The sequence below is a fragment of the Bacillus thermotolerans genome (assembly GCF_000812025.2).
GTDB lineage: Bacteria > Bacillota > Bacilli > Bacillales > Domibacillaceae > Quasibacillus > Quasibacillus thermotolerans.
On record NZ_JWJE02000007.1, the window covers coordinates 57,556 to 70,510 of the forward strand.

Consider the following 12,955-nt stretch of genomic DNA (forward strand, 5'->3'; position numbering starts at 1 on the left):
TTATTAAGTATAAAGAACTATTTCGAATAATAAAAACGACATAATTAAGCATAAACTTTGAAAAATACGTACAATATTTATTTTATAAAGTTTATATTGCCTTTATCTTAGTTTTCCTCCATAATACTCCCGTATAATGCATGATTCGTCTTTTTGTTTTTCTTTATGGAAATGATACAATACTTATGTAAAAAATTAGGAGGGAGTATATGGGGAATTTTTCAGAACAGTCGATCAACAGGGAAATTGAACGAGCGGAGACTCAAATGTTTGAGCGCATGGCTGATAATATGAAAACCTTCGGGGTTTCTCCCACAATCGGTCTTCTGTTCGGCATCCTTCACTTTAAAGAGGAGCCAATGACACTTGATGAATTAGCGGAGGAAACCGGCATGAGCAAGACACGCATGAGCCAGGTGATGCGCGAGATGCTTGCTTTAAACATCGCTGAAAAAGAATTTGTAAGAGGCAGCCGGAAGGAATATTACAAAATAGAAGGGGATTACATTCAAGCCTTCCTCTCCATTTTTACAGCTAATTGGAAAGAAGCAGCAATGAAGAATGCCCAGCTGGCTAGACGCTTAAGCAGTAAGCTGGCTGAATTAAGAGCAGAATATACGGAAGCTCCTTCTGAGGAAATTCAGGAAAGAATAGATAAGCTGGAACAGCAATTAGCAGAGTGGGCGGCTTACTACAAATGGATAGAGCAGCTGGCAGGTTTTTTTGAAAGCGGAGATGTTCTTAAATATGTCCCTGTTGAACCAAAGAAAAAAACAAAATAACGGAGGACACACCTAGATACCACCACCTCACATATGGTGCTGCCGCTAAATTCGGATAAAGTCCTTGAGACATTAAAAAAAGAGGTTCGGAATGGAAGCAGCCGAACCTCTTTTGTGAACAAATTATAGTCTCTTTCTCTAAGAAAATTTACACTTCAGCTGTCTTTAAATTCTTCTTTACCCTCGTAGCGACTAATTCTAGTAAAATAGCAAATATGAGAATAAAGTACGTGATCATTCCTACTTCTTGAATGTCATAGTAGAAACCGCTTGCCATGAACATCTCAAAACCAATGCCGCCTGCGCCTGCAGCAGCGCCCATCGCCACAGCTACAGCAAAATTAATTTCAAATCTTAGAAATGTCCATGATACTAAATATGTAGCTGTGGAAGGAAGAACTGCCTGGAAGATAATTTGCCACCAGCCTGCCCCGCTTGCTTTAAGCGCATCAATCATCCCCTTATCCACTTCCTCGAATGCTTCAGAGTATGCTTTAATTAAATACCCGACTGAATGGAAGGTCATTCCAATAACTGCAGCCACACTTCCAAGACCGGCAGCTACAGCGAAGATTAATACCCATAGAACGGTCGGAACAGATCGGATAAAAGCAACAACCCCCTTAATGACAGCTGATACTGCTTTATTCGTTAAGTTTTGTGCTGCGAATATACCAAGAAACAAGGCTATAGCTGCTCCAAATACAGTTGTCAGAAAGGCAAGACCAAGAGTGATGGCCACCTGGTAGAGAGCTTCTTGAAAAGTAAAGTGACTAAAATGGGGTTCTATAAACATCATTTTGACATTTTGCAGAGTTTGAATAGATGCTTCAACAAAATTAACATCCTTGTAGTCAAAGCTGTAAAATCCATATACGGTTAACAGAACAAGTGACAGCAGCGTCCCGTGTATCACCATAAAAGCTTTGTTATAAGGCTTTACTCTCACCGATTTAACCTCCACTATAAAATCACCCTTCTAACATAATTTGAAACCCATTCAATGATAAAGATCGCTGCAACAATGACAAGGACAACGAGACTGGCAGCATTGTAATCCAAACTCTTATAATACATGCTAAAAGCAAAGCCGATTCCTGTTCCCGTTAGGATACCTATTAGCGTGGCACTGCGAATGTTTGTTTCAATCATAAATAGTATCCAGCTGATCATTTGAGAAATACTGGACGGTATCACTGATTGGAAAATAATCGAAAAATACCCCGCCCCCGTTGCTCTTAACGCTTCTACAGAGCTATCCCCTACTTCATCAATCGATTCGATAAACGCTCTCGTCAGAAAACCGAAAGAACCAAAGAATAGAGCAAAATAGCCGGTAAAGGCACTTTGCCCAAAGGAAAACAATAATATCATCGACCATACTGCCATATCGATGTTGCGAAACACAGTAGCAATGGTCCGGCTGACTTGACCGAGAAAACGATTAAACTGTGTGGTGCTGGAGCCGGCAATAGCAAACAGCAATGCCAAAGCCGCTCCAGAGGTTGTAGCTGCAACAGAGATTAGCACTGTCTCAACAAGCTTCTCAAAGATATCCGGAAACTTCTCCATTGATTCGCTGTCTGGGTAGAAATTACTTAATGCCCATTGTATAGCTGCTGGAACAGAGGAAAATCCTTTGGCGACATCATATTCAGTTAAGATAATGGCACCAAGGACCGCTGTTCCAAGAAGCAAAATAAATGATAAATTATGAAGCTTCTTCTTTAAAAAAATATCAACCTGCATTTCTTTCTCCCGCTTCAAAGATTAAATCACCTGTTTCTGAGCCGTAAATCTTATGGATCATATCCGTTGTTAATTCACTTGGCTTACCGTTAAACACCACTTCGCCCTTATTTACTCCAATGATACGGTCGGAATATTTCAATGCTACATCGACCTGATGCAGATTGACTAAACAAGTAATTTTATAAGAGGCAGATATGTTTTTTATATGATCCATGATGATCTTAGATGAGCCCGGATCCAGCGAAGCAATCGGCTCATCACACAATAGCATCTTAGGGTTTTGAATTAAAGCACGAGCAATGCCTACACGTTGCTTTTGTCCGCCGCTCAACTGATCAACCCGCTTATACATGTGCTGGCTAAGCCCTAGCTCTTCAAGCAGTCTGATTGCTTGCTGCTTCTCCTCTTGACTGTAAATACCCAGCATGCCTGCAACGGCAGACTTGTATCCTAGTCTGCCATGCAATACGTTTTCAATGACAGTCAATCTAGTGACTAGATTGTAGTGTTGGAAAATCATCCCTATTTGGGTTCTTGTCTCTCTTAACCCCTTCCTGCCAAGTTTCCTAATGTTAGTCCCGTTGAAGACGACCTCTCCGCTGCTCGCTTCAATCATTCGGTTGATGCAGCGAAGAAGTGTAGACTTGCCTGCCCCTGATGGACCGATAACGGAGACAAATTCCCCTTCTTCTATAGAAAAGTGAATATTTGATAACGCCGCGATATCTTTACTATAGTACTTTGATACGTTTTTAAGTTCTAATAGCGTTGTCATTGTTAACTCCCTTTATATCTATTTTTCACACGGCACCTTACTTAGACAATTCTCGAATCGGGTCAAACCAAGCGTCCTCTACTTCAACAAGGCGTTCCTTGCCAGATACTTTTGAGAATAGGCCAGAAAATTCCGAACCCTCAGGAACGAATACCTTCTCATTATTCGCTATTTCGTCACTAGTCAATATTTCTATTAGCTCCTGTCTTTCTTCCTCACTAACGTTATCTGTGTTTACAACAAAAGGTGGGTTTAACACAGGTGTAGCCGAGATGATAGAGAATTCTTTTCCAGAAAGTGCGCTGAATGGTGCGCTTGCATTCTCTTTCACCTTATAGAGAGCACCAGGTTTATTTTCTTCTCCTTCAGCTAACTCTACGTAGTTTTCTACGCATGTATCACAAAACGCTGCTACATCTGCTTTTCCAGTCAAAAGATTAACCGCAGACCCTTGGTGTGATCCGCCAAATAAAACCTCACTGAAAAACTTTCCTTCTCCGCCCTCAAGCAAATCCTCAGTCGTTAAATCGCTGTATTCTTCCGTTTGACTGAAGTGATCAACAATGCTTGTGGATGGGACTTGAAACCCTGAAGTAGAACTGTTAGACACGAAGGAAAACTTCTTACCGGCGATTTGATCGATCGTGAATTCCCCACCGTTCTTATATTCTTCTTCCTCCCCTTTATTAACTGACAGCCAGCTGTAATAAACAGCATCCTCGAGCGTGCCAGACTCTCCACTCGGTACAACGAGCGGCTGGACTTTTTCATTTTTATTATTCGCCTCAATATAGCCTTGAGCTCCTAAGAAAGCCATGTCAACATTGCCATTAGCAATAGATTCAATAGCGATAATATAATCAGTCGTCGTCTGATGCTCTACCTCTTTCCCTGTTTTTTCTTCAATGATTTCTCCGATTTCATCGCGAGCTTCTTCTAGATCCGCACCAGATTCATTGGGCAGCCAGGCAATAGTAAGAGTATCATCCCCCTTTGAACCAGCAGCTTCTCCTTCCTGATCCGCGGAACACCCCACAGCAAAAATGGTCAAAGCGGATACAGCAGCTAATAGCGTCTTCTTCATTCATTACATCCTCCTGATTTTCGCCTAAGTTTTTTGATGACTGCTTTTAAGACATCTTTACTATACGAAAAGAATATCCTTGTACTATGAAAATCATTTAAAAGTTTGTTAAGAAACTGTAAGAAATGTTTAAGAGTTAGTCATGACTAAAGACTCGCCCTGCTGAATGTTATATTCCTGATGGCATAAATCCTTCATAAACTCCAAGTCATGGAAAATACCAATCATAGTTGTGCCTTCCTTCATGAGCTGTTCGATGAGCACCTTTACTTTTTGCTTCGAAGCATCATCCAGGCTTGCTGTTGGCTCATCTAACAACAGCAACCTCGGACGCTTTACCATAGCCGTCGCAATATTTAACCGCAGCTTTTCACCGCCTGAAAAGGTTGATGGATAACTATCCCACAGTTCACTATCCAGTTCAAAATGTTTTAATATTTTTCCGGTCTCTTTAACCGCAAATTCCTCAGAATCTCCCATTTCAATAATAGATTGCTGAACAAGCTCTCTTGCAGTCGTTCTCGGCATTACATTTAGAAACTGTGAAACATACCCAATTTCATGCTTTCGCAAATACACCATTTCCCGTTCTGTTGCAGCTGCTAAATCAATCAGCCCAAACTTCTTTGACCTATACCAAATTTCACCTTGAACCGGCAGGTACGTACGGTAAATGCACCTTAGGATCGTTGACTTTCCGCTGCCGCTTTTCCCTGTGATCCCAATAAACTCTCCTTCTTTTACAGATAAATTGATGTGTTCAATAGCCTTGATCTTCCTATTTAAATGATGAAGAGTAAAAGACTTGGCTAAGCCTTTGATCGTTAATATATTTTCCACACGCTCACCTTCTCTTATCGATTTCACTCGTATTGCTGTATTCACATACGGTAGTTCGTTTTTTGAATGATCTTTCCGTCTACCATGACTACCGTAATTGCTGGAAAGTCGGACTGGATCTTCTCAATAATGAGCAAGTCCGCTTTTTTTCCTTCTTTAATAGAGCCTATTTCATGGTCGACCTTAACTGCTTTGGCCGGGTTAATAGTAACAAGCCGGAACATCTCCGCTAAATCCAATCCGTAGTCTTTATTCAACTTAAAAATCGCATGCAGCATAGCAGCCGGGTAATAATCACTGCATAACACATCAATCGCCTGCTCCCGAATGGCTTCAGCCGCTGATAAATTCCCACTGTGAGAACCGCCAAGAAGAACGTTAGGAGCACCGGCAATTGTGTACATGCCAAGCTCCTTTGCCTTTTTAGCAATTTCCATGGTAATGGGGAATTCGCTGATTCCAGCACCCAAGCCTTTGACAAGCTCTAGCTTCTCAATGGAATCATCATCATGTGAGGCAATGGCTATGTTATTTTCTTTTGCTGCAACAGCAATCTCCGCCAGTCCTTCCACTGCTACTTTTTCTTTAGTAAGATGGCGAGTAATAATGCTGTCAATCTCTGCGTCGCTAATGTTGTTGTATCCTTTGACTGTATCGCGGTACATTTCGAGATCACGGTATTGCCCCTGGCCAGGTGTATGATCCATAAATGAAACGAGGTGGACTTTATTTTCCGCGATATATGATTTCAAATTCTCCACTTCTTCTAAATTATCAATCTCAAACCTTGCATGGAAACGATGGCGTACTAAATGCTGACTCGTATGAGTATTGTTAATTAAATCGATAAACTTCTTTACATTTTCAGGCTCGCGGATTGGCTTGTAAGCATACTCTGTAAATTTGAATAAAGAAAGGGAATGATACATCGTCGTAATTCCATGAGAAATCAATTCTTTTTCTGCCTCTCTTAAACTTAGCTGAAAATCCATTAATGCCGTTGGGCGCGGCGCCGCCATATGCTCAATATAATCAGAATGAAGATCAATAAACCCTGGTGAAATGTAACCGCCATTCGCATCAATCACTTCTGTATGGTCATCTATTGAAATTTCACCGGTAAAAGCAATTTGTTCGATGCGGTCCTCTTTAATCAACAGGTCAAACCCTTCTAACACAGCTGCTTCCATAATGATTCGGCCATTTGTAATTAAGTACATTCGTGTCCCTCCGTTATTCTCTTATCTTTAAAGAAGTGAGTGTACCAGCTGTTGAGTGTATGGGCTTTGTGGATCCTCTAAAATTTGATCTGTCAGCCCTTGTTCAATCACCTTTCCATCGAGCATGACCATGGATCGGTCCGCCAGCATGCGAATGACACCAAGATCATGAGAGACAACAACCATACTGATATTCATTTCTCTCTGTAAATACTTAATTAAATCTAATACACTTGCCTGAACGGACAGGTCGAGCCCGGTTGTCACCTCATCCAACAGCAGAATGGGCGGGCGATTGGAGAGTGCCTTCGCGATCTGTACACGCTGCTGCATCCCTCCAGAGAAATTCTTTGGTGCTTCTTTCATTCTGAAAGCCGGAATGTTCACGTACTCCAGCAGTTCTCGTCCCCTCGCTTCCATTTCTTCCACGCTCCGGCTGCCCGCTGAAATCAATTTTTCAGCAATATTGCCGATAGAAGTAAAATCCATTTTCAAACCTAGTAAAGGGTTTTGGTACACCTTCCCCATTAAGTGGTTTCGAATGTATCTCTTTCGTTGCGGTGATTCCTGAAATAAATTTCTCTCTCCATGTTCATAGGTGCTTAAAATGGCCTCTCCGCTCGTTACTTCCTGATCGAAATAAAGACATCTCATTAAAGTTGATTTTCCGCTGCCGCTTTCTCCGACGATTCCTAAAATCTCACCTGGATATAAATCAAAGCTAATGTCCTGGCAAGCGTAAACCGTTCCACAGACCGGACAATAGTTTTTTATAAGGGTGCTCTCTTTTTGGTTCTGACAATGGTTGCATCCCGGGCCAAACTGTTTATTCAAGTTTCGAATAGATAGAACAGGATATTCAAACTTGTTCATTGGATGTCCCCCCAACCGGCATGTTTTTATTCATCTGAGCGAGACAATAACTGGTGTCATTACATTGATAAACGGCTTCTCCGCTTTGGTCATCTACTATTTCATCCATGAATACACCGGTTGACCCGCACAGACGGCAGCTTTTATCCTCAAACGATTCCACTCGAAACGGGGAATCATCGAAATCAATGGACTTCACCCTTGTGTACGGCGGAACAGCATATATTTTTTTCTCCCGGCCAGCCCCAAGCAATATTAACGCTTTAGAATGATCCATTTTCGGGTTATCAAAACGGGGAATGGGGCTTGGAGCCATCACATAACGGTTATGTACCATCACTGGGTGATCGGCTCCCGTTGCAGCAGTTCCGTATTTCATGATGTGCTCAAATAACATCACCCAGGCACCGCTGTATTCCTTCTCAGCGTGGAGCTTCTTTGTCTCTAATTCGCTTGGCTCATATACTCTTAGCGGCTCTGGCATTGGAACCTGCAAGACAAGAATTTGCCCACTCTTTAATGGAACTTCCGGAATTCGATGTCTCGACTGAATAATGGTGGCCTCCTCTGTTTCCTCCGTTGACCTGATGCCAGCTGTATGCGAAACAAGCTTTTTGATATTCACCGCATTCACCGATTCATCAGACCCTTGGTCAATGACCTTCAGTACATCTTCTTTTCCAATCAAAGATAAGGTTAGCTGAAGACCTCCTGTCCCCCAGCCTCTTGCGATCGGCATTTCTCTCGAAGCGAAAGGCACTTGATAACCAGGAATAGCAATAGCTTTTAAAGTAGCTCGTCTGATTTCCCGTTTTGACCCTTCATCGAAAAAGGCGAAGTTATAATGTGATTTCATCTTTCTGCCCCTCTCTCACTTTTTCTGTTTGCTTGGTTTTTCTTGCGCTGTCTAACTTTGATTGGAACGTGACGTAGTGAGGCATCTTTAAATGAGAAATAAAGCCCGTTGATTCAACAGAATCGATATGATATAGCACAAACTCCTCGTCCTGTGTCGGATACCTCGCCTCACCTTGCTCCAGGCTGTTGTCCAGAATGCCCATGGCGATCGCCTTTGTCTCATTCTGTCCGTAGCAAATACCATAACCGACCTCAAACTCAACTTCTTCTATTCCTCGCTCTTTTTCTACGGTCACAGGAACAAGCATCTCTGCTTCCGATACCTTAACGTCACCGATGTAGTACGACTCCTCTTCCTCCTGAGACTCGTTTACTGGGTCATCAATGTAAACCGGCAGGCTGCCTACCCGCAGTTCACCAACCGTAGGATGCAGCGTCCCATAGCCGCGTATGACCGCATAGGCTAAAGAAGTGACGGCTCCGGTTTGCCCTCTTGTTAAAATTTGCAGGCGCTGGCTGCGGCTGCTTGGGAATTTTAAGCTTTTCTTCGTCACGTCATCCGGCTCTGTATCATCTATCTCACATATTTCCATCAGTCCTTCTTTCCGCAAATAATCAAGGACTTTCGGAAAATATTCGGAAGGCACTTTTTCATCGCTACGGAAGCTGTCCTCATAAAAATCACTAAGCCAGCGCTGCACGGCTTCTTCCGTTTCTGACATAAGTTCAAAATCAAGAAGCCGATGGGTGTAATCCGTTGTAGCTCCAAGCACCTGGCCTCCTGGAATATCTTTGAAGCTGGCTGATATTCTTCTTTCGACTCTCATCCTTTCCGGCTCAGCCACTCTCGAGTAATGCTTTCTCGGTAATGTGGATCGATAAGCGCGAAGAAGGAATACAGCTTCCTCCGGGCTTCCCTCTGCCTGTTTAATCGCCAGTGAAGCAAGGAGCGGGCTATATAAGCTGCTCTCCGACATGACCTGATCGATCAAGCTTCTCATGCCACCTTCTATCTGCCCTACATCCAAAACCGTTCCATTCTTTAACCTTTCATATTTCAGCCGCTTGATCGACTCCTCAATGGCGCGTGTGCCACCCTTTACAGCTACATATCCCATTACATCATCACCTTCTCTCTAACTTGCGTAGTCCGGGGCAGGCATAATACATATCCCTCTGCATCAGTAAAGATGAAATCAACACCAAGAGGGTACTCACTATTCTTCTCTTCACGTTTATTCATCCATGCACTTGCATTCGGCACGCTTATGAGCTGTTTTTCTTGAATGCCCGGACCTGTTAACACAAGCTCTGTGCCCGCATTCAGTTCATCGGTCTCCATAATCAAAACTGCTGATTCATGAGGATTCATCAATGTGCCGGCTTTAGCCGCGTCAATAGCAGTTTTCATTTTCACTTCATCCGCATCAGCCAGGACGAACAGGAAATCAGCTTCATCCGCTTCTACTGCTTTGGCATATGTCCAGCCGTTTATCCATTTCGTCACTTCCTCTTCGCGGCGGGAAAATACTTTAAACGTTACTTCTGTATCAAGGAACATTAACGCTAAAATGGCTGTAGAAGGAAAGCGGTCTGTCTGAACAGCAACCTTTGACGCTTCATCGCTAATATCGGAAACCGTACCGGGTCTTGACATGGAATCGATGACTTTCCGATAGGCCGTTTGTATATCATGAACTAAATCTAATTTCATCCTTTTTCCCTCCTTTAACTAATGTCCATCGTTTCGAAGTCGACTTTTGTTTTCATTACGTGAGCCATCTGCTTTACCCGTTCACTCTTGATCGCTTTTTCTTCTTCTAAAAGCTGTTTATCCCAGTCTTTTGTTTCTTTTAACCTTGCTTGGTAAGCTGCATCAATAACAGCAAGGTGAAAGGCAAGCTCCTCCTTATGCCCAGCAACAATACCAATCCCTGCAGAATCATGAATACGGACTTTGCACTCAGTCACCAATACCTCACCTATATAAAACAAGCTTCTCTTCGCTGATTCTCTCACCTTCACCATTACAAGCCCGTCATTCGGTTCTTCTACCTGTATTACTTCATACCGGCTTATAATTTCATCAGCTAGCTTAGCTGCCAGCTTTTCTGAACCATTAATTAAAATTTCTGTTCTTCTTTTTCTCTTCACCGATTTGCCTCCATTCCTTCGCTCTTTCTTACTTCTACTCTATCTTGTTGCCAAGTTAGCAGATGTAAAGTATCTGTTAAAAGCTCTAACCTTTCGTAAATACTCTGTAAATGGAAAAGAAAAATATAAAGGAGCCTCCGTCTGGCGGAGGCTCCTGCACCTGGTTTAAATTTCATAAATAAAGCGGTCGCTTCGATAAAAGATATTCGTGTATTCTAAAACGGTTCCTGTCTCCTGATCTACACACCCGGACTCTACGGTTAAGAGAGGAATCAAGCTTGTACATTCGAGGACTTCCCTTTCAAATTGGGCAGGAAATGTAACGCTCAGTGTACTGGAGAAAGAGGTAAAAGCAGAAAAACCATATCTTTTATAATATTCAAACATAGAAGAGATAGAGGAACCATCCTGTTCAATATCTTGAAAAACGGACTGATTCACATAAGAAACATGAAGAGCAACTGGCTGCTCATCTATCAATCTCAACCGGCCTACTTTAAACACTTTATCCTCTTCTTTTGCCTCTAGAAACTGAAAAACCTTTGCATTGTAGATGATTGGTGCGCAATGGATATTCACTGATTCGAACCGGTATCCTTGTTCACGCATTTTCTCACTAAAAGAAACATCCCCAGACAATACGAGCGGAATTCGATTGCGTCTGTCCTTAACAAAGCTTCCTTTTCCTTGCCTAGAATAAATCATGCCCATTTCTTGCAAACGCTCATATGCTTTGCGGATCGTCATCCTCGGTACGTTAAACGTGTAAGCCAGTTCGTTTTCCGAGGGCAGCTTTTCATTGGCGCCGTATTTACCTGAACGGATATCCAGTATTACTTTATCAATTACTTCTATTATCTCAGTCATTCCTATCCTCCCGACAAATTCTTTTCTACTAGTAGTATAGCGGATACTAGGATGAGAATAACGAAGAAGATAAGTATAGCGGCACCTCTATCCAGATGTGCCGCTGCTATATGGCTGGTTAAAGTGGCTGATTCACTTGCACTTTTTCATATTTCTCTATGAATTTTTCTAAGTGATTCAACTCACTAAAGCGACGTTCTAATACCTCGCGCGGCCACTCCCACCAAGCGATCCTTTGCAGCTTCTCTGCTGTTTCTCTCGTGAATCGCTCTTTTATGAACCTGGCAGGCACTCCTCCGACAATGGTATACGGTTCAACATCTTTTGTGACAACCGTTCCTGAAGCAATCACCGCTCCTGTTCCAATGGTTACTCCTTTCATAATAATCGCTCCATGCCCGATCCAAACGTCATGTCCAATTATTACGCGATGGGAGCGACGCCAATCAAAAATTTCCTCATCATCTATCTCTGCCAATTGATAGGACACTCGACGATAGGTCATATGATGCTGGGTCACACGGTCCATTGGATGATTAACTGGGTTAACACATACGTGAGAAGCGATCGAACAATACTTGCCGATTTCCGCGTAATTAATTGTTACATCATCCATAGTATATGTGTAGTTATCAATGGTAGATTCAATGATTTTATTCCTTGGACCAATGGATGTCCATTCTCCTGCATAGCTATCACTGATCACGCTCGTATCATGAATGCTCGGCTCCGGCGACAATGTTTCATGGCGAGGCGGTTGATGAATATGTTTCATCTGTTCACTATCCTTTCTCTTCTTAGATTATTTTAAAATGAGTTCCTTCCGCTTCTTCAGTTCATCTACACAAGCAACCCCTGGGCTTTTTGAGCCAAGCAGAATCTCTTTTTCACCATAAAAACCATGAAAATCTGTGCCCCCTGTCATAACTAGATGAAATTCCTCAGCCAATTGTTTAGCCTTCTTTTCATCTTCCTCACCATGTAGAGGATGCCAGACTTCAATTCCTTGCAGGCCGGATTCAACCAGCTCTGGCACGGCTTCAAAACTATCATATTGACCAGGATGAGCAAGAACTGGGACTCCCCCTGCCTCAATGATCACCTGTACGGCCAGCTTCGCATCTACATACTCGACCGGCACAAAAGCCAAACCAGGCGCTTCGCCATTCTTTCCTCGCGAGAACAGTTTTTTATATAAATCTCCATAAATAGAAGCTGTGTAACCATTATTAATTAATGCATGCATAATGTGCTGTTTGTAAACCGCTGTGCTATTTTGTGCGTATGTTTGCACATGCTCCCAGGAAATATCGTAGCCCGCTTCCTTTAGCTGGTGAACCATTTTATAGGAAGCTTCATGACGCTCTTTTAAGAGAGGAGCACAAAGCTGCTCGATCGCGTGATGCCCTGTTTCCACATAATAACCCAGTACGTGAATTCTTCTATTTCTATGAAAATCGTAAGCTGAAATTTCAACTCCAGGGATAAATTCTACCCCCGCTTCATCCGCAAGTATACCCATCTCCTCTAAACCGATGGTTGTGTCATGATTAGTGATCGCTAAATGACTAACATTCTCCTTTAAAGCCCTCTTTAATACTTCTTCAAATGAAAAAGAACCATCGGAAATATCCGTATGACAATGAAGATCTACTTTCATCTTAATTCCCCCATTCTAAATTACTTCCTATATCTAAAGTAACTTGATGCCAAGCTGAACAGGTTAACGCACAGTTAAGGTTTTGTAAAA

15 protein-coding genes are annotated in these 12,955 nt (G+C 42.4%); 1 reads left to right on the top strand and 14 read right to left on the bottom strand.

What is annotated here, in order from left to right:
* The first annotated feature begins 209 nt into the window (after positions 1-209).
* Complete coding sequence (locus QY97_RS04430) at positions 210-782, top strand: GbsR/MarR family transcriptional regulator (protein WP_039233255.1); 573 nt, start codon at positions 210-212, stop codon at positions 780-782.
* Positions 783-930: 148 nt separating this feature from the next.
* Here QY97_RS04430 and QY97_RS04435 read toward each other — a convergent pair whose 3' ends face one another.
* The 14 genes from QY97_RS04435 to QY97_RS04505 all read right to left on the bottom strand — a co-directional run bounded on the left by QY97_RS04435 (position 931) and on the right by QY97_RS04505 (position 12,865).
* Positions 931-1,701 carry a PhnE/PtxC family ABC transporter permease gene (locus QY97_RS04435; protein ID WP_082090130.1) on the bottom strand — a complete coding sequence of 257 codons (771 nt, stop codon included), beginning with the start codon at positions 1,699-1,701 and terminating at the stop codon, positions 931-933.
* A 44-nt stretch (positions 1,702-1,745) separates the two neighbouring features.
* Positions 1,746-2,531, bottom strand: coding sequence for an ABC transporter permease subunit (locus QY97_RS04440; protein WP_039233492.1), 786 nt, complete (start codon positions 2,529-2,531; stop codon positions 1,746-1,748).
* Positions 2,521-3,309 carry a phosphonate ABC transporter ATP-binding protein gene (gene phnC / locus QY97_RS04445; protein WP_039233260.1) on the bottom strand — a complete coding sequence of 263 codons (789 nt, stop codon included), beginning with the start codon at positions 3,307-3,309 and terminating at the stop codon, positions 2,521-2,523. Before phnC ends, QY97_RS04440 begins: the two co-directional genes overlap by 11 nt.
* Positions 3,310-3,346: 37 nt before the next feature.
* Positions 3,347-4,393 carry a phosphate/phosphite/phosphonate ABC transporter substrate-binding protein gene (gene phnD / locus QY97_RS04450; RefSeq protein WP_039233264.1) on the bottom strand — a complete coding sequence of 349 codons (1,047 nt, stop codon included), beginning with the start codon at positions 4,391-4,393 and terminating at the stop codon, positions 3,347-3,349.
* 129 nt (positions 4,394-4,522) lie between these two features.
* Positions 4,523-5,233 carry a phosphonate C-P lyase system protein PhnL gene (locus QY97_RS04455; RefSeq protein WP_039233267.1) on the bottom strand — a complete coding sequence of 237 codons (711 nt, stop codon included), beginning with the start codon at positions 5,231-5,233 and terminating at the stop codon, positions 4,523-4,525.
* Between the two features lie 41 nt (positions 5,234-5,274).
* Positions 5,275-6,453, bottom strand: coding sequence for a phosphonate metabolism protein PhnM (gene phnM, locus QY97_RS04460; protein ID WP_039233270.1), 1,179 nt, complete (start codon positions 6,451-6,453; stop codon positions 5,275-5,277).
* Between the two features lie 27 nt (positions 6,454-6,480).
* A complete protein-coding gene (locus tag QY97_RS04465) occupies positions 6,481-7,326 on the bottom strand; it encodes an ATP-binding cassette domain-containing protein (RefSeq protein ID WP_039233273.1) in 846 nt (281 codons plus the stop codon).
* On the bottom strand, positions 7,313-8,182 hold the full coding sequence (locus QY97_RS04470; RefSeq protein ID WP_039233276.1) for an alpha-D-ribose 1-methylphosphonate 5-phosphate C-P-lyase PhnJ: 870 nt from the start codon (positions 8,180-8,182) through the stop codon (positions 7,313-7,315). The genes QY97_RS04465 and QY97_RS04470 overlap by 14 nt, the downstream gene beginning before the upstream one ends.
* Complete coding sequence (locus QY97_RS04475; protein WP_039233278.1) at positions 8,166-9,302, bottom strand: carbon-phosphorus lyase complex subunit PhnI; 1,137 nt, start codon at positions 9,300-9,302, stop codon at positions 8,166-8,168. Before QY97_RS04475 ends, QY97_RS04470 begins: the two co-directional genes overlap by 17 nt.
* Positions 9,302-9,898 carry a phosphonate C-P lyase system protein PhnH gene (phnH, locus tag QY97_RS04480; RefSeq protein WP_039233280.1) on the bottom strand — a complete coding sequence of 199 codons (597 nt, stop codon included), beginning with the start codon at positions 9,896-9,898 and terminating at the stop codon, positions 9,302-9,304. The genes QY97_RS04475 and phnH overlap by 1 nt, the downstream gene beginning before the upstream one ends.
* Before the next feature lie 14 nt (positions 9,899-9,912).
* Positions 9,913-10,338, bottom strand: a complete 426-nt coding sequence (phnG, locus tag QY97_RS04485; RefSeq protein WP_039233286.1) for a phosphonate C-P lyase system protein PhnG — start codon at positions 10,336-10,338, stop codon at positions 9,913-9,915.
* Between the two features lie 165 nt (positions 10,339-10,503).
* Positions 10,504-11,205 carry a GntR family transcriptional regulator gene (locus QY97_RS04495; RefSeq protein WP_039233291.1) on the bottom strand — a complete coding sequence of 234 codons (702 nt, stop codon included), beginning with the start codon at positions 11,203-11,205 and terminating at the stop codon, positions 10,504-10,506.
* A 118-nt stretch (positions 11,206-11,323) separates the two neighbouring features.
* Positions 11,324-11,980, bottom strand: a complete 657-nt coding sequence (locus tag QY97_RS04500) for a DapH/DapD/GlmU-related protein (RefSeq protein ID WP_039233294.1) — start codon at positions 11,978-11,980, stop codon at positions 11,324-11,326.
* 27 nt (positions 11,981-12,007) lie between these two features.
* The gene (locus tag QY97_RS04505; protein ID WP_039233297.1) at positions 12,008-12,865 is read right to left on the bottom strand and encodes a PHP domain-containing protein; all 858 of its coding nucleotides are present in this window, start codon (positions 12,863-12,865) and stop codon (positions 12,008-12,010) included.
* Positions 12,866-12,955: the final 90 nt, after the last annotated feature.

Bases quoted from the DNA above. Each gene is read 5' to 3' on its own strand.
- QY97_RS04475 (WP_039233278.1), bottom strand. From the start codon at position 9,302: ATGGGATATGTAGCTGTAAAGGGTGGCACACGCGCCATTGAGGAGTCG.
- QY97_RS04430 (WP_039233255.1), top strand. From the start codon at position 210: ATGGGGAATTTTTCAGAACAGTCGATCAACAGGGAAATTGAACGAGCG.
- QY97_RS04495 (WP_039233291.1), bottom strand. From the start codon at position 11,205: ATGACTGAGATAATAGAAGTAATTGATAAAGTAATACTGGATATCCGT.
- phnH (WP_039233280.1), bottom strand. From the start codon at position 9,898: ATGAAATTAGATTTAGTTCATGATATACAAACGGCCTATCGGAAAGTC.
- phnM (WP_039233270.1), bottom strand. From the start codon at position 6,453: ATGTACTTAATTACAAATGGCCGAATCATTATGGAAGCAGCTGTGTTA.
- QY97_RS04440 (WP_039233492.1), bottom strand. From the start codon at position 2,531: ATGCAGGTTGATATTTTTTTAAAGAAGAAGCTTCATAATTTATCATTT.
- QY97_RS04470 (WP_039233276.1), bottom strand. From the start codon at position 8,182: ATGAAATCACATTATAACTTCGCCTTTTTCGATGAAGGGTCAAAACGG.
- QY97_RS04505 (WP_039233297.1), bottom strand. From the start codon at position 12,865: ATGAAAGTAGATCTTCATTGTCATACGGATATTTCCGATGGTTCTTTT.
- QY97_RS04435 (WP_082090130.1), bottom strand. From the start codon at position 1,701: ATGGTGATACACGGGACGCTGCTGTCACTTGTTCTGTTAACCGTATAT.
- QY97_RS04465 (WP_039233273.1), bottom strand. From the start codon at position 7,326: ATGAACAAGTTTGAATATCCTGTTCTATCTATTCGAAACTTGAATAAA.
- phnC (WP_039233260.1), bottom strand. From the start codon at position 3,309: ATGACAACGCTATTAGAACTTAAAAACGTATCAAAGTACTATAGTAAA.
- QY97_RS04500 (WP_039233294.1), bottom strand. From the start codon at position 11,980: ATGAAACATATTCATCAACCGCCTCGCCATGAAACATTGTCGCCGGAG.
- phnD (WP_039233264.1), bottom strand. From the start codon at position 4,393: ATGAAGAAGACGCTATTAGCTGCTGTATCCGCTTTGACCATTTTTGCT.